17 protein-coding genes, 8 tRNA genes and 1 other RNA gene are annotated in these 23,802 nt (G+C 36.0%); 4 read left to right on the plus strand and 22 right to left on the minus strand.

Annotated elements, in window-relative coordinates:
• The first annotated feature begins 57 nt into the window (after window positions 1-57).
• Window positions 58-306, plus strand: a complete 249-nt coding sequence (locus J2Y40_RS14325; RefSeq protein WP_309999646.1) for a hypothetical protein — start codon at window positions 58-60, stop codon at window positions 304-306.
• A 351-nt stretch (window positions 307-657) separates the two neighbouring features.
• Here J2Y40_RS14325 and nusG read toward each other — a convergent pair whose 3' ends face one another.
• The 19 genes from nusG to rpsU all read right to left on the minus strand — a co-directional run bounded on the left by nusG (window position 658) and on the right by rpsU (window position 13,368).
• Entirely contained in the window at window positions 658-1,200 is a 543-nt protein-coding gene (gene nusG, locus J2Y40_RS14330; RefSeq protein ID WP_002976412.1) for a transcription termination/antitermination protein NusG, read from the minus strand.
• Between the two features lie 20 nt (window positions 1,201-1,220).
• Window positions 1,221-1,427 carry a preprotein translocase subunit SecE gene (gene secE / locus J2Y40_RS14335; protein ID WP_034723808.1) on the minus strand — a complete coding sequence of 69 codons (207 nt, stop codon included), beginning with the start codon at window positions 1,425-1,427 and terminating at the stop codon, window positions 1,221-1,223.
• A gap of 16 nt (window positions 1,428-1,443) precedes the next feature.
• Window positions 1,444-1,514: transfer RNA gene (locus J2Y40_RS14340), tRNA-Trp, on the minus strand.
• A 60-nt stretch (window positions 1,515-1,574) separates the two neighbouring features.
• The gene (gene tuf, locus J2Y40_RS14345) at window positions 1,575-2,780 is read right to left on the minus strand and encodes an elongation factor Tu (protein ID WP_039369540.1); all 1,206 of its coding nucleotides are present in this window, start codon (window positions 2,778-2,780) and stop codon (window positions 1,575-1,577) included.
• 266 nt (window positions 2,781-3,046) lie between these two features.
• Window positions 3,047-6,145, minus strand: a complete 3,099-nt coding sequence (locus J2Y40_RS14350; RefSeq protein ID WP_309999651.1) for a CusA/CzcA family heavy metal efflux RND transporter — start codon at window positions 6,143-6,145, stop codon at window positions 3,047-3,049.
• A gap of 61 nt (window positions 6,146-6,206) precedes the next feature.
• Window positions 6,207-7,289, minus strand: coding sequence for an efflux RND transporter periplasmic adaptor subunit (locus J2Y40_RS14355; protein WP_309999653.1), 1,083 nt, complete (start codon window positions 7,287-7,289; stop codon window positions 6,207-6,209).
• Window positions 7,290-7,291: 2 nt separating this feature from the next.
• Complete coding sequence (locus J2Y40_RS14360) at window positions 7,292-8,536, minus strand: TolC family protein (protein WP_309999655.1); 1,245 nt, start codon at window positions 8,534-8,536, stop codon at window positions 7,292-7,294.
• 122 nt (window positions 8,537-8,658) lie between these two features.
• Window positions 8,659-10,023 carry an ATP-binding protein gene (locus tag J2Y40_RS14365; RefSeq protein ID WP_153395852.1) on the minus strand — a complete coding sequence of 455 codons (1,365 nt, stop codon included), beginning with the start codon at window positions 10,021-10,023 and terminating at the stop codon, window positions 8,659-8,661.
• 3 nt (window positions 10,024-10,026) lie between these two features.
• Window positions 10,027-10,707 carry a response regulator transcription factor gene (locus tag J2Y40_RS14370; RefSeq protein ID WP_153395853.1) on the minus strand — a complete coding sequence of 227 codons (681 nt, stop codon included), beginning with the start codon at window positions 10,705-10,707 and terminating at the stop codon, window positions 10,027-10,029.
• Window positions 10,708-10,929: 222 nt separating this feature from the next.
• Window positions 10,930-11,001, minus strand: a tRNA-Thr gene (locus tag J2Y40_RS14375).
• A 42-nt stretch (window positions 11,002-11,043) separates the two neighbouring features.
• Window positions 11,044-11,116 (minus strand) — tRNA-Gly (locus J2Y40_RS14380).
• Between the two features lie 86 nt (window positions 11,117-11,202).
• A tRNA-Tyr gene (locus J2Y40_RS14385) sits at window positions 11,203-11,283 on the minus strand.
• A 20-nt stretch (window positions 11,284-11,303) separates the two neighbouring features.
• Window positions 11,304-11,377, minus strand: a tRNA-Thr gene (locus tag J2Y40_RS14390).
• Between the two features lie 90 nt (window positions 11,378-11,467).
• A tRNA-Gly gene (locus J2Y40_RS14395) sits at window positions 11,468-11,540 on the minus strand.
• A gap of 86 nt (window positions 11,541-11,626) precedes the next feature.
• Window positions 11,627-11,707, minus strand: a tRNA-Tyr gene (locus J2Y40_RS14400).
• A gap of 20 nt (window positions 11,708-11,727) precedes the next feature.
• Window positions 11,728-11,801: transfer RNA gene (locus J2Y40_RS14405), tRNA-Thr, on the minus strand.
• Window positions 11,802-11,911: 110 nt separating this feature from the next.
• The gene (locus J2Y40_RS14410; protein ID WP_153395856.1) at window positions 11,912-12,202 is read right to left on the minus strand and encodes an HPF/RaiA family ribosome-associated protein; all 291 of its coding nucleotides are present in this window, start codon (window positions 12,200-12,202) and stop codon (window positions 11,912-11,914) included.
• Window positions 12,199-13,086, minus strand: coding sequence for a tyrosine-type recombinase/integrase (locus J2Y40_RS14415; RefSeq protein WP_153395858.1), 888 nt, complete (start codon window positions 13,084-13,086; stop codon window positions 12,199-12,201). Before J2Y40_RS14415 ends, J2Y40_RS14410 begins: the two co-directional genes overlap by 4 nt.
• A gap of 84 nt (window positions 13,087-13,170) precedes the next feature.
• Window positions 13,171-13,368, minus strand: a complete 198-nt coding sequence (gene rpsU / locus J2Y40_RS14420) for a 30S ribosomal protein S21 (RefSeq protein ID WP_062697349.1) — start codon at window positions 13,366-13,368, stop codon at window positions 13,171-13,173.
• A gap of 379 nt (window positions 13,369-13,747) precedes the next feature.
• On the opposite strand from rpsU, the gene J2Y40_RS14425 reads away from it, so the two are divergent.
• Together J2Y40_RS14425 and ssrA are read left to right on the plus strand one after the other, a co-directional pair.
• Window positions 13,748-17,584, plus strand: a complete 3,837-nt coding sequence (locus J2Y40_RS14425) for a T9SS type B sorting domain-containing protein (RefSeq protein ID WP_309999662.1) — start codon at window positions 13,748-13,750, stop codon at window positions 17,582-17,584.
• A gap of 155 nt (window positions 17,585-17,739) precedes the next feature.
• Window positions 17,740-18,140, plus strand: a transfer-messenger RNA (tmRNA) gene (ssrA, locus tag J2Y40_RS14430).
• Window positions 18,141-18,229: 89 nt separating this feature from the next.
• Here ssrA and J2Y40_RS14435 read toward each other — a convergent pair.
• The 3 genes from J2Y40_RS14435 to J2Y40_RS14445 are packed head-to-tail and all read right to left on the minus strand — an operon-like array spanning window position 18,230 to window position 22,590.
• A complete protein-coding gene (locus tag J2Y40_RS14435) occupies window positions 18,230-22,054 on the minus strand; it encodes an ATP-binding protein (RefSeq protein WP_309999664.1) in 3,825 nt (1,274 codons plus the stop codon).
• 1 nt (window position 22,055) lies between these two features.
• Window positions 22,056-22,322 (minus strand): hypothetical protein, encoded by a 267-nt coding sequence (locus J2Y40_RS14440; RefSeq protein WP_309999666.1) that lies wholly within the window; start codon window positions 22,320-22,322, stop codon window positions 22,056-22,058.
• A gap of 43 nt (window positions 22,323-22,365) precedes the next feature.
• On the minus strand, window positions 22,366-22,590 hold the full coding sequence (locus tag J2Y40_RS14445) for a helix-turn-helix transcriptional regulator (RefSeq protein WP_309999668.1): 225 nt from the start codon (window positions 22,588-22,590) through the stop codon (window positions 22,366-22,368).
• Between the two features lie 395 nt (window positions 22,591-22,985).
• On the opposite strand from J2Y40_RS14445, the gene J2Y40_RS14450 reads away from it, so the two are divergent.
• Window positions 22,986-23,801, plus strand: coding sequence for a sigma-70 family RNA polymerase sigma factor (locus J2Y40_RS14450; protein WP_309999670.1), 816 nt, complete (start codon window positions 22,986-22,988; stop codon window positions 23,799-23,801).
• The last annotated feature ends 1 nt before the right edge of the window (window position 23,802 follow it).

A 23,802-nucleotide genomic window follows, 5' to 3' on the forward strand; every position in this document is an offset into this window, starting at 1 on the left:
GGAGATCATATAAAATTTATGGATTAGTCAGGCAGTAACTTACAAGAAGTGTGCCACATGAATAATAATCAAAAAATAATTAATTATTATGAACAAAACAAGCAGTTTAATTTAAAAACATTGAATACAAAACTAAAAACAGCACAAATAATTATAATATCAACAACAACAAAAAGAATGTTTTTACAGATTGATAATGAATCAGGTGTAATATTGGAAAGAGCTCAATTCAATGAACAAATATTGAGGGAATTAAAATCAGACAGATCGTATCAAATGGAAAACTATGCTTTTTATAAATCATGAAAACAAAAAGTATAATAGCAGGATAGGTTCAAAACTTATGAGGTAATAGATTTCCCGCAAGGATACACAAAGAATATTTATACAATGTGTAAATAAGGTAAACAAAGGCGTAAACTTGGTAAAGTAATACAAAGAAAACCCTTGTATTTCAAAAATAAGCGAAGCGGCTTTGTTTATCTTAAAAACGTCTGAAATTATTTATCCTTGTTTAACTCAGCGATTAATAAAAAACTTCCTATAAGTTTTTAAGCAAAGCCTTTTATTTTACTATTAGATTCTAATTATAAAGAAAAGGGAATAAAAAAAAGACCGCTTATTCAGCGGTCTTTCTATATTTTATAGTAAGTTGTATTATACTTTTTCAACTTGCATGTAGCTCAGTTCCATTGGAGTTTTTCTACCGAAGATTAATACAGAAACTTCAATTTTCTTTTTATCTTCAAGAATTTTCTCAACTGTACCGTTGAATCCGTTGAAAGGTCCGTCAATTACTTTAACATTCTCTCCTACTACATATGGAATCTCAACATCGCTTGCAAATTCTGAAAGTTCATCCATTCTTCCAAGCATTCTGTTCACTTCAGATTTTCTCATCGGAACAGGATCTCCTCCTTTTGTTAAACTTAAGAAAGAAATTACACCAGGAATATTTTTGATAACGTGAGGAATTTCTCCCATCAGATCAGCTTCGATCATCAGGTACCCAGGATAGTAAGGTCTTTCTTTAGGAACTTTTTTACCGTTTCTAATCTGAATTACCTTTTCCATAGGAATAACCACTTGAGTAACGTACTGCTCAAACCCTAAACGTTTGATCTCCGTCTCAATATAGTTTTTCACTTTATTTTCCTGTCCGCTGATTGCTTTCAGCACATACCATTTCAATTCGCTCATTATGGGAAAATACTTTTGTTTTAGTTGAACACGTTAATTAGCATTCCAATTATGTTGCTGATTGCTTTAGAAAACAATTCATCAACTCCAAAGGTAAATAATGCCAAAATCACTGTCGCTATAGTCACTACAATTGTAGAAGACTGAAGATCAGACCACTTTGGCCATTCAACTTTATGTCTGAATTCGTTATAAGAACCTTTTAAAAAATCGACAAATGAACTCATACGATATTTATATTTGCACGGGCACAAGGATTCGAACCCTGATCAACGGTTTTGGAGACCGGTATCCTACCATTGGACGATGCCCGTAGATTTAAAAAGCTTCCGTAAAGAAGTTCCCCTTACGGAAGCCTTTTATATTTTAAGATATTAATCTAAGATTTCAGTAACCTGACCTGAACCAACTGTTCTACCTCCTTCTCTGATCGCGAATCTAAGACCCTCGTTAAGAGCGATTGGTTGTAACAATTCTACAGTGATCTCTAAGTTATCACCAGGCATTACCATTTCTACACCTTCTGGTAAGAAGATCTCACCTGTAACGTCAGTAGTTCTTACGTAGAACTGAGGACGGTATTTGTTGTGGAATGGAGTGTGACGTCCACCTTCTTCTTTAGAAAGGATATAAACAGATGCTTTGAATTTTTTGTGTGGCTTAACAGAATCTTTCTTAGCGATAACCATACCTCTCTTGATGTCAGTTTTTTCAATACCTCTCAACAATAGACCTACGTTATCACCAGCTTCACCTCTGTCTAGGATTTTTCTGAACATCTCAACTCCTGTAATTGTAGAAGTTAATTTTTCATCACCCATACCTACGATATCAACTGGATCACCAGTGTTGATAATACCTGCTTCAATTCTACCAGTTGCTACAGTACCTCTACCTGTAATAGAGAATACGTCTTCAATTGGCATCAAGAAAGGCTTCTCAGTATCTCTTACTGGCTCGTCAATCCACTCATCAACTGCATCCATTAATGCTTCAACAGTTTTGAACCACTTATCTTCTGAGTCACCGTTAGTAGCTGCAGTAAGTGCTCCAAGAGCTGAACCTTGAATTACTGGAGAGTTATCTCCATCAAAGTCATAAGTAGCTAATAGATCTCTAAGTTCCATTTCAACAAGCTCTAACAATTCTGGATCATCCACCATGTCAACTTTGTTCATGAAAACAACGATCTTAGGTACGTTTACCTGACGGCAAAGTAGGATATGTTCTCTAGTTTGAGGCATTGGACCATCAGTTGCAGCACATACTACGATAGCTCCATCCATCTGAGCAGCACCAGTTACCATGTTCTTAACATAGTCGGCGTGACCTGGACAGTCAACGTGAGCATAGTGTCTTTTTTCAGTTTCGTATTCAATGTGAGCAGTATTGATAGTAATACCTCTTTCTTTTTCTTCTGGAGCAGAGTCAATTGCAGAGAAGTCTTTTTTCTCAGCAAGACCTTTGCTAGCTAATACAGCAGAAATAGCAGCTGTAAGAGTAGTTTTACCATGGTCAACGTGACCAATAGTACCAATGTTCAAGTGTGGTTTGTTACGATTAAACGTTTCCTTTGCCATGATTTAAAATTATTTATTTATTGTTTTTCAAATTTTCGGTGTGCAAATATAATGAATTTTTAAATACGAAAACCTTTTTAATGAAAAAAGTTTCAATATTCAGATCCAATGAAGCACAAACCTTTTATTTCAATGTATTGAGACTGCAAATTTACATAAATTTCCCGATTGAAAAAAACTTTGCGAAAACTTTGAGGAAGCTTTTATGAAAAAGCCTGAAATACAGAATATTTCAGGCACAATAATATAATATAAATGAAAGAATACTAGATCTGCTGGGACTTTTTGGTCCTGTTGAAGATCCAGAAAATGATCGGGAAAATGAGTAAGGTAAGAACAGTGGCTGTAATAAGCCCTCCAATGATCACAATAGCCAGTGGTTTTTGTGACTCTGATCCGATACCGGTAGATAAAGCAGCAGGCATCAATCCTATGGAGGCCATCAATGCGGTCATAATTACAGGTCTGGTTCTGGATTTTACACCGCTTAAAATAGCATCATCTATCATAAGTCCGTTTTTCACATTCTGATGGAATTCCGTAATCAGGATTACCCCGTTCTGTATACAGATTCCTAAAAGGGCAATCATTCCTACCCCCGCAGAAATTCCAAAGTTGATTCCTGTAACATGGAGCGCAATAATTCCACCGATAAGGGCAAAAGGCACATTAGCCAGTACCAGAAGAGAGTCTTTCATATTCCCGAACAGGATAAATAATAAAAAGAAAATCATCAGTATACTCACCGGCACCACCTGGGTAAGTCTGTGGGAAGCCCGCTGCTGGTTTTCAAACTGCCCTGTCCATCCGATAGAATAGCCGTCCGGTAGTTCAATATGGGCTACTTTTTTCTGAGCATCGGCAATCGTACTTCCCAAATCACGGTCGCGGATTGAGAATTTAACACCAATATATCTTTTGATGTCATCTCTGTAGATAAATGCAGCCCCATTATCTTTTACAATACGGCTGATTTCTTTTAAAGGAATCTTAGCTCCATCCTGTGTAGGCACCATCAATGCAGCAATATCATTCTCATCTTTCCTATATTCCTGAGAATAGCGGAGACGAATAGGAAATTTTCGTTCGCCATCAAACATTTCTGAAGCTGTTTTTCCTCCGAAAGCCATTTCCAGCACGGCCTGTGCATCTGCCGGCATCACTCCGTAAGCAGCCATTTTATCTCTGTCCAGAATCACACTTACTTCCGGCTGGCCTATATTTTTAATGATTCCCGGATCTTTTACCCCTTCTACATTTTTGATCTGTGCCAGCACTTCTTCTGCCAGCTTATCCAGGGTTTCCAGATTATCTCCATAGATTTTGATTCCGTTTTCCGCTTTAAATCCGGCTACTGCTTCAGCAACATTGTCAGAGATCGGCTGTGAATAATTGAATGTAATTCCCTGATAATTTCTGAGTTTTTTATCGATCTCATCAATCAGTTCTTCATAGGTGATCTTGCGTTTCCATTCTTCTTTAGGTTTAAGATTTACGGCAAACTGTACAAATCCGAATCCATTAGGGTCTGTTCCGTCGTTGCTTCGGCCTGTCTGCGCCAGAACATCTGTTACTTCCGGTACACTCATAATATCTTTCTTGAGAAGATCTGCTGTTTTCAGTGATTCTTTTAATGATGAACTCATCGGCATTTCCGCTGTGATCCATAATGAACCTTCGTTAAGCTGCGGCAGGAATTCCGTTCCTAAAAACTTTCCGGAGAACAATGTTACTGCCAGAAATGCAATAGCCACAATAAGGCTCATCCTTTTATGTTTAAAAGTATAGTTGAAGCCTTTTAAAACAATTCTGTCCCAGAAATTAACAAACGGATTGTTCTTTTCTTTTACATTCTTATTTAATAAAATATGGGAAAGAACCGGAACCAGGGTTAGCGTGAATATCAATGCTCCCATCAGTGCAAAACCCAGGGTAAAGGCTAAAGGTGAGAACATCTTTCCTTCTACTTTCTGAAATGAGAAAATAGGAATCAGGGAGGTAATGATGATCAGTTTTGAGAAGAAAATGGCTTTTCCCAAACCTGTTCCTGTCTGCTTGATCCAGCCTCCTTTGGCCAGTTTGTTGAACTTTTCAGTTCCGTATTTATGTGCTTTATGATCGAGCATTACGAAGAGCCCTTCCACCATGACGACGGCTCCGTCTATAATAATCCCGAAGTCTACAGCTCCCAGAGAAAGAAGGTTTGCGCTCATTCCCGCCAGTTTTAAACACAGGAAAGCAAACAGCAGGGACAAAGGAATGATGATGGAAACAATCAGAGTTGTTCTCCAGTCTGCCATAAAGATCAAAACAATTACCGTTACCAGTACAATCCCTTCAATCAGATTGTGCATTACAGTGTGTGTGGTAAAATCCATCAGGTTATCTCTGTCGTAGAAAGTAACCATTTTCACATCTTTTGGAAGGATTTTTTCGTTGAGTTCTTTAATTTTCGCTTTTACTCCTACCAGAACCTCTCTTGGATTTTCTCCTTTTCTCATCACCACGATTCCTTCCACGGTATCATCATGATGATTCAGGGCTGCCTGCCCTACTCTCGGCATAGAGCTTTCATGAACATCTGCAACATTCTTTACCAGCACAGGATTTCCACTGTCGTTATGTATGGTAATATTCCCAATATCAGAGATGGATTTCACAAGTCCTATGCCTCTTACCACATAAGCCTGCCCGTTCTTTTCAATAACATCTCCTCCTACGTTCAGGTTACTCTTGGTAACAGCATCATATACCTGGAGTGGCGTAAGATTGTATTTATCCAGTGTCCGTGGATCTATGCTTAATTCAAAAACTTTGTCCTGGCCTCCGAATACATTGATATCTGCTACTCCAGGAACTCCTCTTAAGGCTCGATCGATAACCCAGTTCTGAAGGGTAAGCAGTTCTCTGGAATCTTTGGTTTTACTTTCAAGGGTATATCTGAAAATTTCACCGGTTGGCCCGTAGGGTGGCTGTACTTCAGGATCTACCTCATCAGGAAGGCTAATGGTTCTTAATTGGTTATTGACCTGATTTCTGGCAAAAGTATCATCCACCCCGTCGTCAAAAAGAATTTTCACGATAGAAAGACCAAACATGGTAGTACTTCTTACGTTTGTTTTCTTTTGAACCGGGCTCATGGCCAATTCGATGGGGGTGGTAACGAAACGTTCGACTTCTTCGGCACTCCGCCCATTCCATTGGGTTATAATGACAATCTGGGTATTGGTAACATCAGGAAAAGCTTCAATGGGCATATTTTTGAAGCTGATAAAGCCTGATATTGCTAAAATAGCAACCCAGATAAAAGTAAAAGCTTTATTCTTTAAGGAAAAAGCAATTATATTTTTAATAAATTTATTCATGATTGATTACATTGATGACCTAAAAAAGCCGTTGAAAGAATTTTAAAACAAAGTTTAAAAATTAGCTGTTCAGGGAACGGTAAATCAGTAACTGGTTGTTGGTGATCACTTCTTCTCCTTCAGACAGGCCTCCTCCCACATAGGTAACTTCTCCTACCTGCTTCATTACTTTTATTTCTTTCACTTTAATGTCGGTTCTGGATTTAAAAACCACTACAAAGCTTCTGTTGTCATCGAAGATCACGGCTTTTGAAGGTACGGTAAGTGCTGTGCTGCTCTCAGAGCTGGAAACCTTTATCGTTGCTTTGCTTTCCGGGATCAGGAGGCCATTAGCATTATCCAAAACAACTCTTGCCTGCATGGCATTGGTTTCGGGATCAATGATCTTAAATATTTTATCAATTTTTCCGTCAAAAATTTTATCCGGGTAAGATAAAGTGGAAACCTGAGCTTTCATTCCAAGGCTGATCTTGTCTATATCAGATTCGTTTACGTTCATGATGGCCCATACATTGGTGGTATTGGCTACATCGAAGATATTTTCGCTTCTGTCACTTCTCAGCTGCATATCTTTATTGATATTTTTCTGAACAATGTATCCACTGATTGGCGCTACAACACTGTAAATATTTCCTTTTTTTACATTGTATACCGTACTTACCGCGATAGCCCTCTGCAGTTGGTCCTGTGCTTTCTGCAGAACACTTTTGGCTTCCAGAACTTCTCTTTCTGTGGTCAGCTTTCCTTCAAACATTTCTTTAGCTACCCTAAGATTGTTCTGGGCAACCACCAGATCAGTTTTAGCATCACTTACGTCTTTCTGTACTTCTGCGAGTTCTGTACTTCTGATGGTGGCCAGAACCTGCCCTTTTTTCACATAATCGCCCAATTCTGCATTTACGCTTAAAACGTTTCCTCCTACTAAAGGGTAAACATCAATATAACTGTTTTTATCAGCAGAAATTTTTCCGTAGAAATTATATTCATCTTCTATATATTTTTTTTCAACTTTGGCGAGAGAGATGGAGCTCAGCATGGTATTGCTCAGTTCAAACCCTTTTTTGGCCTGCGGCCTCACTTCTTCTTTTTTTCCGCAGGATAGTAAAGTCAGAGCGATCAGTACAGGGATAATATATTTTTTCATGATTAATAGAAGATTTTGGTTTGTATTAATTGATTGAGTTGTTCTGCAGACTGGATGATCTCATTTTTCATATCATAGATCTGAAGGGCTGTCTCCCTGTAGCTGTCCATAAAGTCTGTAAACTCAATAAGGTTTACATTCCCTTTCCTGAAGTTTTTCATCATCCCGTCATACACTAGATCCATATTATTAAGATCTGTTGTTTTGATCTCTGCCAGCTGATCGTATTGGGTTTTCCATGTTTTATAAGCTGCCCGGACTTTTGTTTCAAGGTTTAATTTCTGATAGTCTGCATTTTTCTGATTCTGCTGAATGGCATAATTCGCTTTTTCAACATTTCCCTGATTGGCTCTCCATAAAGGCAGCGGAATAGCCACCATAAGATTCACTTCATTTTTAAATGTTCCTCCGTTCTGGTCCCATCCGGCACCTACGTTCAGATCCGGAACATTCATAGATTTTTGCCACTGGGCGTATAATTTGCTGTTTTCTATTAATTTTAAATAATACTGATAGTCTGCATTGTTTTCCAGCGCTTTCTTTTTAAGTTCTTCATCGTCACCAAAAGGCTGGGCAGCCAAAATATCCTTTGCTTCGGCATCGGAAATCCGGGGTTCAATATCTTCGGTAATCCCTGTCAGTAGTTTTAAGCTCTGTTCGAATTCAAGAATATTTTTATTAATTCCCAGCTTATCATTGTTCAGCTGGATCACAAGGCTCTGTAATCTTACTTCGTCTTTAAGGGAAACGTTTCCTTTTGCCGACTGTACGCGGTAGGCACTCAAAAGGTCATTCATATACCCTAATTGCTTATTGGTATTGTCAAGTTTAAGTTTTTCGTAGTAGAGATTGAAATAAGCAGTACGTAGCTGGGCCCTTAAATCTACAAGCAATTGAGAAAACTGTAACTGGGCCAATTCTTTATTTGATTTTGCAAAAGCAATTTCATTCTTCTTTTTCCCGCCCATGTAAATCAATTGGGTAACCTGGGCTCCTTTTGCATGGCCTGCATCAAATACTTTATTTCCTTCGGGATTGTAAGCATTAATCTGGCCGCTGAGCTGAGGAAGCTCCCAGATTTTTGCCTGCAGAATATCTGCATCAGCCATGTTGATGTTGTATTGTTCTGCGAGAAGCTGTAGGTTATTGCTCTGAAATGCTTCTTCACACTCCACAAGCGACAGCTCCCGCTGCTGCCCTGCCATGAATGAGGAAATGGCAATGAGCAGTCCGGCAATCTTGTTCATTCTTTCTATTTATCAACAAAATTGCCTCTACAGGATTAAAATGCTCTTAAAGATTGCTTAAAAAAAAATTAAATTTTGCTTGGGTAAAAAAGTCTGTGGCTAAACGGAATATTCCTGACAATTTATTTATTGAAAATTATACTGAATTTATTAAGATTTTCAGATGGTGAAGAATATATGATCTGCGCACCATGATATTCAAGAATTCTTTTAACGATACGAAGCCCAAGGCCTGAGCCCGAAATATTCTGTGAATTGTTTCCTCTCATAAAAGCCTCAAAAAGCCTGGATTGCTCCTCCTCCGGAATCGTATTACCATGAGAAATAACATCTACCATAAGCTCTTCATTGGTTTCCGTAATGAGGACATCCATTTCTGCATCATCAGAATATACTGCGGCATTCTTAAACAGATTAATAAAAACAATAACCAGCAACGACTGGATTCCATTGATGATAAGAAGACCATTTTCAGAAGTATCTTCAGAGATGAGAAAATCCATTTTAAGCGTTGGGTAACTTTTTTCAACGGCTTCAAAGGCTTCAAAGATCACTTCATCAATTCTTACTTCTTCATAAATACTCTGGATATTTTCTTTATCAAATTTTGTCAGCAGCAGCAAAGAGTTTGTAAGATCAGATAACTGATAAATATCGCGTTGGATTTGTTTTAAAGAGGATAGCGTTTTTGGGGAATGTTCTTCAAATTTGATCAGATTTTCCAACTGAAAGGCCATTCTTGTAATGGGAGTTCTGATCTCATGCGATGCACTGGCTGTAAAATCTTTCTGTGACTGAAAAACATCATCCAGCCTGCCAATCATGGTATTGAATGATTTTGCCAATACATTGATCTCATCATCAGACTGCCGGACAGGGATCTCTGTAGTCAGCTTATGAGCTGTCACTTCTGAAATTTCCTGGTTAAGATCTTCCAAAGGACGTAAAAATTTTCCCATGAAATAATAACTCAAAAAGCCGATAAGAAGCGTACTCATTACATAGGCTGTAATCAAAAGATATTTCAGGAATGCCAGCTTTGATTTGCCATTGGTATCAAAAGCACTGGTAAGAATATAATAATTTTCACCGTTGATATTGCGTAATGCCGCATAAATCTCGGGAACTGTTTTTTCTGTATAGATGATTTTCTTTTCATCCAATTCTTTAAGCAATGTATTATCCCAGGTTACGTTCCGGTCTTTGATTGTACTGTAAATAAGCTCTTTCTGAGCATTAAAAATTAAAATCGTTTCATTCAGAAGGATATTATCCGAATTTTCATTAAAAAAAACAGGGGCTTCTTCTTCAAAATCCTTAGACTTTGAAATAAAATGAGTGGTAAATTCCAGACGTTGCCTGAATCTTTCTTTGAATTCGTCTCTTCGAAAATCATTAAAGGACAGGTAAATCACCGCCATTACCATTGCAAAAAGCAGGGAAAAAGCGATGCTGAGCGTTAATGCTATCCTTCTTTTTAACGACATTTATTATAACGGGCTTAAATAATATCCAAATCCTGAACGGGTATGAATAAGTTTAATTTTAAAATCTTTATCAATCTTTTTCCGTAAAAAGTTAATATAAACCTCTACGGTGTTGGTATTCGTATTAAAGTTATGTTCCCATACATGTTCAGTGATCTGTTGCTTGGAAACGGTTCTCCCCTGTGCTTCGGCCAGATAAACCAGCAGCTGGAATTCTTTCAGGGTAAGGGCAATTTCATTCCCTGCACGGTAAACCTTCTGCTCAGTTTTATTAATGATCAGATCATCTACCCGAATAATATCCTGATCTGTGGTATCTGACGGCGCTTTTCTTCTTAGAAGGGAGTTCATTCTCAGTAAAAGCTCTTCAAACTGGAACGGTTTTACGAGATAATCATCTGCAAGACGGGTAAAAGCATCCTTTTTATCGGAGATATCGCCATAAGCCGAAATAATAATGATAGGCGTATTCTTATCAAAGGAACGAATAGTCTGACAGACATCAAGTCCATTTATTTTAGGAACATTGATATCGAGCAGATATAGAGCATAGGTATTGTTCTTAATCTGGCGGAGAAAAGTTTCTCCGTCATAGATCTTATCACAGGTAAAATTATTTGATTCTAAAAATCTGCAAAGCTCCGCAGAAAGAATAAGATCGTCTTCCAGTAAAAGAATATTCATCAAAATTTATTTTACACGAATTTAACGAAAATTTTATGGTCCCGGATCATCCATAAAAAATAGATAGACAGTTTTAATTAAATTTTAAGCTGTAAATGGAATAATACAGATTATAAACTCACAAAAGATAAAGGGTCAGTTTCAAAATTTGGGAAGAATATTTTTTATTAATTTCTGGCTTGCAGGCATAAAAAAATCCCGAAAAAATCCGGGATGATAGTGAGCCAACTACGGGACTTGAACCCGTGACCTCTTCCTTACCAAGGAAGCACTCTACCGCTGAGCTAAGTCGGCATTGAACCAAAAAAATCACACTGATTAGCGTGATTTTCTTTGAGCGGAAGACGGGGGTCGAACCCGCGACATTCAGCTTGGAAGGCTGACGCTCTACCAACTGAGCTACTTCCGCAATTTTGTTTCCAAAACTATTGGTAAACGCTGTGCAAAACTAAGAAAAACTATTTAATCCTGCAACTTTTTTTCTAATATAAAATGTGGGGAGAGCAGGATTCGAACCTACGAAGCCGAAGCAACTGAGTTACAGTCAGTCCCATTTAGCCACTCTGGAATCTCCCCAGATATTTTATATTAAATTGAGCCTCCAGAGGGATTCGAACCCACGACCCCGAGATTACAAATCACGTGCTCTGGCCAACTGAGCTATGGAGGCATTTTAATATTTCGACTGAAAGCGATGGAGAAACTCTACTCTACGCATTTCAGTAGTGAAAAAAAATCACCCTTTTTGAGTGATATTTTGAGCGGAAGACGGGGGTCGAACCCGCGACATTCAGCTTGGAAGGCTGACGCTCTACCAACTGAGCTACTTCCGCAATTTTGTTTCCAAAACTATTGGTAAACGCTGTGCAAAACTAAGAAAAACTATTTAATCCTGCAACTTTTTTTCTAATATAAAATGTGGGGAGAGCAGGATTCGAACCTACGAAGCCGAAGCAACTGAGTTACAGTCAGTCCCATTTAGCCACTCTGGAATCTCCCCAGATATTTTATATTAAATTGAGCTTCCAGAGGGATTCGAACCCACGACCCCGAGATTACAAATCACGTGCTCTGGCCAACTGAGCTATGGAAGCATTTAATAAAAAAGAATTCAAAAGATCGCTGTTCCCTTTTTGCGAGTGCAAATATAGAACGGATTTTTTGAATTCTCAAATTTTTCTATAACTTTTTTTAAACTTTTTTACTACGCCATTTCTTTTTTCTTGATTAGTAGCTTTTTAGCAGTATCAACACAAAGGTCTAGACTTTCTTCAAAACTGGCAGATGTCTTTTTTACTACAATATCGTCTCCCGGAACCGCTAAAATAATTTCAGCTGTTTTATTCGCTTTATCGGCGTTATTTTCAACTTTCAGAAAAACCTTACACTCATGAATTTTATCATAGAAGGTATCTAATTTGCTTACTTTTTTGTCAATGTGTGATTCTAGTGGTTCGTGTGGAGTTAAACCAATTGATTGTACTGTGATCTTCATAATTCTTCTTTTTTAGACGCTCTAGGATGAGCCTGATTAAACACTTTTTTCAATTGTTCAATATTAGCATTCGTATAGACTTGAGTACTTGCAAGACTTGAATGCCCTAATATTTTCTTTACTTTGGAGATCTCCGCCCCATTATCCAGAACATGTGTAGCAAAACTATGCCGCAGGATATGAGGGCTTCTTTTTTCTTTTGTTGTTACAAGACTAAGGTACTTATTAACTACCACATAAACAAATTTTTCATTGAGTTTTTTACCCTTTTTATTGACAAAAAAATAGGTTTTATGTTCGTCCGTAGGTTTCCTTATTTCCAGATAACTTTCAAGCAGCTCCGAAAGGCCTTCGGAAATCGGAATAAATCTTTCTTTATTCCCTTTTCCTATTATTTTCAGTTCGTTTCCGCTTATATTAACATACTCAAACATCAGGCCACAAAGTTCTGCTTTCCGGATTCCGGTCTGATATAACACTTCCATAATACATCTTTCGAGAATATCATGTACTTCTATAAATATCCGGTCATTGAGATCCTGCATTTCCTCCTGTGACATAGGAATCTGTTTTTCAGCATAAAACTTCAGAGAAGACATCCCTTCTGCCGGAGAAATTTTAATTTCTCCTATTTTTAAAAGGAAAAGATAAAAACTTCGCAGAGATGATAATTTTCTGTTGATGCTTCTTTTTGAAATTCCATTTTCGCTTAATTCAATGATAAAATTCCGGATTACTTTTTTGTCAGCTTTGGAAATGTCATCTGAAGATTCTGTTCTGAGGAAGAAATAAGAAAAATCTTCAAGATCTTTTTTATAGCTTGTAATGGTATGAGGAGAATACCTCTTCTCGAATTGTAAATATTCTAAAAACTTATATAGCATTTACGTAGGGTATAAAAACAAAAATTCACCTCTCAAATATACGTATTTAAGAAGTGAATTAATGTATGCGATTTAAGAAAATTCTTAAGCCTGCTCTTCTTTGCTAAGATTTCTCTGCTTGTGAGCAGCTTTCAGTCTAGCTTGTCTTAAAGTTACAGAAGGCTTAATAAACTGTTGTCTAGCTCTTAATTGACGAACTGTACCTGTTTTATCAAATTTTCTTTTATATTTTTTTAAAGCTCTGTCGATGGATTCACCATCTTTTACTGGAATTATTAACATATTTTACATCTCATTTTGGATTGCAAAAGTAATATATTTTCATTAAACAACAAAATTATATCCAGTAAAAAAAGATAATGGGTTTTAATTTCAACTAAAAACATTATAAAAACAATAAATCAATATCCAAATCAATGAAATACATTTAATATTTAAAGTTAAATTATGAATTTATTCAAAATAAAATAATAAAACATTAAGATAATCATATTTTGATTAAATTTGGATTTTTAAAAATAATAAAACAAAACAGCCATGAAAAAATAATTACTCTTATTTATAACCTTCTTCCTCTCAACTCAGCTTTTTATTTTTTTACCCGCCCTAAGTAACAGCAGATTATATCAATAAAAGTCATTTTAAAAAAACACTTCCAGATATGCTAAAAAAAATACTTTTTACTATACTAGCACTCTTTTACCTATCTCTTACCGCACAGGAAGACTGCATTTCAGCGATCACGGTATGTGGAAACTCCAATATCAATTACACACCATCAGGAATAGGAAATATTAATGAAAATTTAGGAGGATGTCTTTCATATGAAAATCATTCAGTCTGGTATAAATTTACCATTGCAACCAGTGGCACCCTTACCTTTGACATCACCCCAACAGGACCTGTCGATTATGACTGGGCAGTTTATGGCCCGAATGTAACCTGCTCCAACAGAGGAACCCCTATCCGCTGTAATGCCTCCGGGGAAAACGGAGCTACAGGACTGAATATGAGCAGCACACAGACTTCCGTACCCGGAGGCTTCGGCCAGCCAAGGTATTGCAAATATATGGATGTACTCGCCGGGCAGACCTATTATTTATATGTAGATAATTGGTCGACCACTGTTTATACATTTAATTTAACATGGGGAGGTACTGCTACTTTTGTTTCACCTTTCAATAATTCGTCTGCAGCTCCCAATCCATTTATACCACCGGGAGCTCCGGGACCGAATGCCAATTCACCGCGGGAAATCCCAATCTGCGGAAATACAGCCGTTTTCGATTTCAGTTCTTTATCAGCAGGAATATTAAACGGAAATCCCAATTTCACGGTTACTTATTTTAACAATGCCAATAATGCGGCTACCGGAACGAATCCCATCACAGCTCCAACCACCGTAAACACTACCAATACTTACTATTATAATATTAACTATCAAGATCCAAACAGCCCTGGAAGTACGATCAATGCCTGCAAACAGACCAATGCCATTGTTTTCAGAAACAAAAGTATTACTGCTTCAATAACACCTTCGGCCACTGTTTTATGCCCGGGAGGAAGCATTACCTTAACTTCTAACAACCCCACAGGAAATACATGGTCTACTGGAGCTACTACCCCTTCTATTACAGTAACTTCTCCGGGGACTTATACTTTAACAACTACCAATGGAACATGTACGAGCGCTCCGGTTTCTACTACGATTACTCAAGATACGGATCCCGCTGTAAGTATTACAGGAAATTTAGTACTCTGTGAATCAACCAGCACGCAGCTTACCGCTTCTTCCACAGGAACGGGAAACACTTACACCTGGTCTACAGGAGCAACGGGGAATACTATTTCGGTTTCAACACCGGGAACCTATACGGTTACTGTGAAAACCCCTGCCAACTGCCAGTACACGAAATCTGTCACGGTAGCACAAGGTGTGGTTCCTGTTGTTCAGAATTCAAGCTTGAGCCAATGTTCAAATACGGCAACAGCTATTTTCGACCTTACCTCATCGCAACCCAATATCAGCCAAACAGCTAATGTAAGTTTCGATTATTATGTGAATCAAGCAGATGCGATTGCAGGAAATACGAATACAATTACGAACCCAGCAACCTATAATTCAGGTAATGCAACGATCTATGTCCGGGTAAAATCAGCAACCTGTTCTAAAATTGCACAATTGCAATTAAATATTACGCAATCGACCGCACCGAGCATTACAGCATCTTCGTCTACGATATGCTACGGAGGGAATGTTACCCTCACATCAAGCATCAGCACTGGAAACACCTGGTCTACAGGAGCAACAACCCCATCGATCACCGTTACAATCGAAGGCATCTACACTTTGACCAATACAAGCGGAAATTGCACCAGTACTCCCGTTTCAGTTACTATAAATAAAGAGAACGACCCGAATGTGACCATTACAGGAAATTTATTACTGTGTGACCAAACCAGCACACAACTTACAGCTGCTTCGGTGGGGACAGGAAACCTCTACACCTGGTCTACAGGAGCAACAACACCAGCGATTACTGTAACGTCTCCGGGAACTTATACTGTTACTGTGAAAACGCCCGCCAACTGCCAGTACACGAAATCTGTTACGGTAGCACAAGGCATTGTTCCTGCTGTTCAGAATTCAAGTTTGAGCCAATGCTCCAATACGGCAACAGCTATTTTTGATCTTACTTCAGCACAACCTAATATCAGCACAACTTCAACTGTAAGTTTTGATTATTATGTGAATCAGGCAGATGCGATTGCGGGAAATGCGAATACCATTACGAACCCAACAACCTATAATTCAGGTAATGCTACCATTTATGTCCGTGTAAAATCAACAACCTGTTTTAAAGTAGCCCAGCTGCAGCTTTCCGTTACTCAATTCCCTGTGCCAACGATCAGCGCATCTTCTACAACGATATGCTATGGAGGGAATATCACTTTAACTTCAAGCAATGCAACGGGAAACACATGGTCCACAGGAGAAACAACCCAATCCATCACCATTACAGCTCCCGGCACCTACACTTTAACGGGGGCAAACGGATTGTGCTCAAGCGCACCGGCATCCATTAGCATTTCGGCAGAAAACAATCCGAATTTACAGGTTTCCGGAAATCTTTCTTTCTGCCCGGGATCTTCAACTATACTGACCGCCTCTTCACAGGGGACAGGAAATACATTTACATGGTCAAATGGAGTAAATGGAGCCTCTAATACGATTACTATACCCGGCACTTATACTGTTACCGCTACAACACCTGCCGGCTGCCAATATCAAAAATCCGTAGTCGTAACTATGGATAATGCCATCATTGTAAATATTGCTCCACCGGCACAGATCACCTGCACCAACCCGCAAATCACACTCAATGCAACAGCTTCAATCTATCAGCCCGGAGCCACATTCCTATGGACAGCTTCTAATGGAGGGTCTATTATTTCAGGAGGCAGTACTTTGACTCCTACCGTTAATAATGGTGGAACTTATACTCTTACCATTACAAGTGCAGCACCTTTAGCATGTACCAGCCAGGCTTCAGTAGTGGTTACCAAAAACATAACCCCTCCTACTATTGCTATTTCTGCACCTAAACTTACTATTTGCCTTGGGGAATCTGTGGTTCTTACTGCCACAGGGGCTGCTACTTACACCTGGACAGGTATTCCAGGCAACGGAAGCACGCAGACAGTGTCACCTACTACAACCACAACGTATACGGTAACCGGAACCGGAGTTAATGGATGCGCTGCCCAGACGCCGGCTACAATAACAATTAATGTTGTTCCTGAAATTGTTTCAACCCTACATGACATTGAAATCTGTAAAGGAGACAAAGCTATTCTGGATGCAGGATCCGGACCTAACTACACTTATTTATGGAATACAGGAGCAACCACCCGGACCATTAATGTAGAGCTTGAAGGAAATTATTCAGTTACTATAAGCAACGGAGTCTGCTCAAAAACATTCACTGCTACGGTAAGGTATATTGTTACGCCTGAAATCCTGAATATTATTTATAAGGACAATACCTTAACGATCAATATCAAAAACAGTGGAAACCTTCCGGCAGAGTACTCCATAGACGGAGGGGTAACATGGCAGTCATCCAATATATTCACCAACGTACTCAGAAATACTCAATATCCTATTAAAGTAAGAAACAGAGGAGCATTATGCGAAACGAATACAACTTATTATACGTTTTTCATGTCCAATGTTATCACTCCAAACTATGACGGCATTAATGATGTGATTGATTTCAGTATCATCAGCAAATATGGAAACTTTGAAGGAAGTATATTTGACCGATACGGAAAATCGATTTTCAAGGTCACTCCTAAAAATCCGATATGGGATGGTAAATATCTTAATGCCCCACTTCCTACGGGCAGTTACTGGTACCGTTTGTTCTGGGAAGATAAAATCAGTAAAAAGCCTGTAGAAACATCAGGCTGGATATTATTAAAAAACAGGGATTAACTTTTATACAACTGCCGACAATCTATGAATGTCGGCAGTTTTGTTTCACCCCTATGAATCAGAATCCTCCCCTTATTACTATAATTAAAAAAAGCAATGGCCGATATTAACGGTATTTAAACAAAATATTCTATATTTGCAGTCACTTTATTCATGGGGTTGACTGGTTTCGACAGCAAGACCAATGGGTAAGTAAGCATGCAGAGAACCGTAGCGCGATCTCTATAATCCCTTGCTACAAAATTTTAACTGGCAACGAAGAGTTCGCTCTTGCAGCTTAATATCGAAGTATAGTAGATCAAGCGTTTTCCCGAAGATTTCAGTAGGGAAGCAAGATATTCCACAAATGCTCTGTTCTGCGGCGTTTGATTCTGGGATATAGGAATGCGGAAATAAGGTTTTAGAAACTTCGGCTAAAGCACGAAAATTTAGAAGATAAGCTGGAAGTTGGGTGTCTGCCCTCTGCCTCCAGTCGAAAACCAATGGTAGAATAAGCATGTAGAAAGCTTATGTATTGCTTGTTTGGACGAGGGTTCGAATCCCTCCAACTCCACTTAAAACCCTGTAAATTACTGATTTACAGGGTTTTTTAATTTCAGATGCCAATTAAGGTGCTAGTCCTAAATACTTAATTTTCTTCGTCTTTTATTTGCATAATTTTGATAAGAAAAATTTCATCCCTCTAAAATCCCCAGATTTATCCCCAGCATTTCTATCGTAAGTATGTTGTTTAATTTGATATACTAATAACAAATCATTTTTAGCCATATATTCTTTCAATAAATCAGTCCTAAAATACTCAAAATTTTGATCGTAGTAATTCTCCTCGTAATCGTAAGATTTAAAAGCAAGAGTATTGTTTACATCTAATATTTGAAGATTAGGAACATCTGCTTTTAAAGAAAGTTGTTTTCCCATATTTGTTGTAGGAATGGTTGAACTTATTGTAGGAATTACTTTAGAATCACTTTCCCACAAATACCCAACAACAGTAGGTTCATACTGAAAAGCAATTTGCTTAGATTGTTTTCTTTTAATTACTGTACCAATATCATCTACACTATAAGTATCAGGATTACTAAAAAAATCTAAAGGTTTTACAATATAATCCACTTCCTCTTGTTCAATCAAAGGAAGGTTATGCCATTCCATTTCATCAATCGGAATATTATCTGCCCAATATAGTTCACCAAAATAAATTTTTGTCAAAGAACTATTATTGTTAACGACATCATTTCGCCAATTAAAATTTCGATTAAAAATATCTTTTATGTTTCCACTAATTGTTTCTTTCTTAATAAAAAAGGACTCAATCATTAAAAATGATCTACTTTCATAAGATTTATCAGGTCTTTGATTGATGAAACCTGAAAGCAGTGTAAACTCGCCATTCTCATATAACGAATTTAACGAGTCGTATAATTCTGTGTAAACCCAATCCTGCATATTCGTTGAATGAGCAAATAAATCAATGTTATAAAGCTTTTCTTTATAAACTAATGGTTTAGGATGAGATATTTCAATGTCAACATCACTTAATCTATCATACCTTTTTTTATCATAAGAATCATCATCTGACCACGCTTTCAGCCTACCATCTTTTAGTAAATAACCCGCATAATCAAAAAAAGAAATCCAAGAATATTTCTTTCCTAATCGATCAATTTTATCTTCAACGCCATAGATAGCCTCTCCTCTACGAAATTTTATTTCTTGTTCATTTAAATTTTCAATTTCCTGTGAATATCCTAATTGGATTATTCTTTTATAAATATTCGCAACGTTATCTAGCCTATCTTCACTATCTCTTTCTTCTAATCGGGGAATTGTATAATGAACAAAATCCCCCCGCAATGGATCAGGATTATCGTCCAAAGACCAATGCAAATAAATATCTTCTACAGTTTTTCTATCTTCATCGTCAATATCAAACCAACTATTTAACTCAAATTTATAGTTGTTAAAATCATTACTGTCTTCTTCACTTAGCACGAAAACTTCTTTAAAAATTGCAAAATCAACTAAATGCTTTATACTATCAATCACTATGTAATTATAGACTGGGTTTCTAGGATTTTTGCCAAATTGCAATTCGTAAATTTTATTTACATTATTTTTCAAGGTAGTGTTAACAAATTCATCGCTATTTTGATGTATTAAAGTAATCCCATAACAAATTGAAACTAAACGTTCGTAAACATAAGGTTTTTTGATTGAAGAGTATTCAATGACTTTTTCAAAAATCAACTTTGGATTATTTGAATAAAAGTTTAGTAATAAAACATACACTTGATCTCGTAATTCTCGTATTGTAGTTTCAAAAAGCAATATCAAAAATTCAATCAATAATTCTCTTTTTTCTACATTCTGATTTAATAAATCCTCTTCATAAATTTTATTTAGTAGACTAACTATTTCATAATGGTTATCGTATATAGATCTTGACCAGGTAAATTCAAAAGAATCATTATCTAATAATAATAGTTGCTCCTTTACAAAATTAAAATTTAAAGGTGATGTTGGATCAAAGAAATTAGAATTAAGACCAGTGAGAATATCATTTATTTCATCTTTTGATTTTAATTTACCTGTTAATTTTTTACTTAATTCTAATGTTTTAGTATTTATCTTTTCAGTTTGTAATGTAACTAGTGTAAATCGTTTTATTATAGCATTTTCTATCTCGTAAATTTGAGAATTTTCACTTGCTTCAATTAATAAAAATTTAAGAATATCATCTTTTAATTGATGAAGAGGATCAACTATTCCTACAATTTTTGTTTTAAAAAAATCACTATTTACAACATTGTCAACAGATCCGTGGTTGCTTATTAGTTTATTTGCGAGCAAATAACCTCCCACTTCTTGTTGCGTATGAATTACAACATCTCTTCCATTATAATTTTCATCTAAATAAATTAAATATTCCGATAAAATTTCATTCCCAATTGTATCGTTTACATTAGTTACATTTTGATTTTGCATTAAAGAGTAAAAATCCATTATAGGAATATTTGCCTCTAAATTATTAATCATTTCATTTGAGCATCTATTAATGCCATCACTAACTTGATCAATTGTTCCTAAACTTAGTTTTTGTTTAACTTTATGTGAAAGATTCAAAATATATCTTTCAAAAACGCTTTTAAATCCATTTAATCCAAAAATAGCTTCAACATCAACTTCTTTTGAGGGATTTAGCATTTGACAATATAAATCAATTAATAAAGGGGTCTTAAAATAAAAAATATCACCCTCTGTTAATTGATCAAAAACAATTCTATAGTGATTAAAATATTTACTAACGACTAATTTTAAATTATTACTATTAAAGCCTCTTAATTCAAAATTTGAATGTGGAATTCGATTATTCGCCCAAATCCTAGATATATATGAAGTTCTAAGTGTTGCAACGAAATAAATGTATTTATGATTAGATAACAGGTTAATAAAATTATCTAGATTATTTTCCCATATCTTACTAAATCCTTGATTTTCGAATGTCGTTTCATTTAAGCCATCAAAAATTAAGACAACTCTTTTATTTAATCTTTTTCCATAAATATTTATCTTTTCTAAAACTTCTTCAAGAGAATAGCCCGGGGGAACTAACAACTGTTCCATTAAAATTCTATTGAATTCGTCTGGACTTCCTCTAAAATCTTTTGCTTTTACTAAAATTACTGGATGATTTTCATCTTTTAATGAATTAACCAAAAAAGCTGAAATGTTAGATTTTCCCATTCCTGCTTTTCCGTGTATTAGTTTAATCCTATTAAAAAAATCAACATTTATTGATTTTAATAAATTAATTTGTGAAAGAATTTCAGATTGTCTTCTAAATACAATTGCTATAGGATAGTCATAAGATGGTTTTTTATTAATAAATTTTAGATCTTCATCATATTCTTTTATATTTTTATAATCGAAACCAAATGCATATTCATAATCTTCAAAGGCTACTACTGGTAAAAACAATACATCACTATTTATTCCCCTTTCTAGAATTTCTTTTTGTTCATTTATCTTCCCTTTTATCTCTTCAATTTTATTTAATAATAACTCTAACTGAATGTACTGTTTAGATTTTATGTTAATATCGATAGATTCACCAGCTAAAAATTCTTTTAACTCCTGGTATTCTTTAGGAAACTTATCTAACCATTCGGATAATACTCTTAATTCATTTTTATATCGAGAAATATAACTTTCATTAAATTTAATTTCATTTAATAAACTAATTGCTTTTCCTTGATTCTGATCAACAAATAGTGAGGAATCGTATTTAGATTGGATATCTTTAGTATAATGTTTATTAAAAAGAGTTTCAAACCAACTCTCATCTAATTCAAATGAGGGCTTTTCATTAATTTCACAATTTTCATAAATATTTATTTCAGATTCTGTAACATTACCAAAAGAATATTTTTTTTGATTAAAAATGTTTTTAAAAAAGCCTATAATGCCCATCCTATTTTACTTTAACTTTCGATTTAGTAATATCTTTCATTTTAACATCATCTTTATTTTCAATATCCAATTCAGAATCAAGAAGATTTCCTGCTTCAAATTTTCTAGTTATTGAGTTTTCAAAAAATAACATAAATAAAGTCGCAATTTGAGCTAAAAATACGGCTATTGGTTCAGGATCATTCTTTTTAGTATATATCCAGTAGCCAGCTACAAATAGTATTAAAATATTAATTATGATCAAAATTGTTTTTAATGTTTTATTCATTCTATTAATTTATTAGTTTAAAAATTGTTAAAAAGTAATTTTCTTACTTTAATTTAAAATCAAATAGTTCTTGTGGATGCACATCTAGACCTTTGGCTAATTCTTGAATAGTAGAAATTCTTAGATCTACTTCACCTTTTTCTATTTTACTAATATTACTATGATCTACATCACATTTTTGCGCCAACTCTCTATAACTCAAGTTCAGCTTTTTCCTATATATCTCAACTCTTTTACCAAATGCTACTCTAAATTCTAATTTATCCATTTCGGTTAACTTTAAATAGACAAATTGATGAGATTTCAACAAATTGATGTAGTCGAATTAACCTACATTAAGAAAAATGTCTTATATTTGCTAAATAAGTTACAATAAAGGTAACTTTGCAATACTTCAATGATAATAATCGAAGCTATTGCTTAGATTCTCGACTGGAAAACTGGTAATTTTATGTGTACGAGAAGATAAGTAAATGTGCCCACGACTTCGGCGTGGGCTCACTTATCGTACACGGGTATACCAGTACCACCAGTCGGTAAGTTGAGTTCCACGCCTTTCTTTTTTGGCAATATGTAGTGAGTGAGTATTTATAATGATGTAGAGAATTCATCTTATTAATCGAAGCAGTTCTTCAAGCTATAATCAGCTCAAATACACTGCTTATGAAAAGAGCAAACTCTCTGCCCCGAAAACTCACAGACCATCAGTTATACGAACTGCTGAAAAAAGGTAATCCAGCCTCATTAGAACATATTCATTTACGATATAAGAGGCTTCTTTTTTGGATAGGGAAACAAATGCTCGAGGATGATTTTGTTGTGGAAACACTTGTGCAAGATACATTTCTTAAATTATGGTTATATCGTGATTCCATTGAAACTCCAAATCACATTCTTGGTTTTTTGCGATTTGTTCTGAAAAGAGACTGCATAACGTATTTCAATACCCCAAAGAATAAATTCGCTCGCTTAACGGCTTCACTTGAAAGTTTTGAAAATTATCAGGATTATCTTGTAGGATATGATCCTCTGCAAGACAAAGAACATCTACTTCAGCAGGAGTCCGATCAAAAAGATTTTGATGAAGTCAATAAGGTCTTAAACGTAATAAATCCAAAAAGAAAGCATCTAATCGAGCTTTGCCTTCAATACGGCTTTCGATACAAACCTATTGCAGAAGCAATGGGAAGCAGTGTTAAAGATATAAGCAATGAGATAAATAGGGCAATAGATGATCTAAGGAAAATCCTAAAGGAAAGTTCTAATGACAGGATAACTATTAAATCTCAGAAAAATAAGGCTCAACAAGATGAGCTCAGCAGTCAACAAATTGAAATTATGAAAAGAAGATTCGAGAAAAAATCTTCATTTGCAATCATTGCACGGGAACTCAAACTTTCTGAAAAAGAAGTGCATCAAGAGTTTCTATGTGCCTATCAATATTTACAAAATCGGAAAAACTCTGAAATACCTGTTTGAT

The sequence above is a fragment of the Chryseobacterium sp. 2987 genome, assembly GCF_031456375.1.
Lineage (GTDB): Bacteria > Bacteroidota > Bacteroidia > Flavobacteriales > Weeksellaceae > Chryseobacterium > Chryseobacterium vaccae.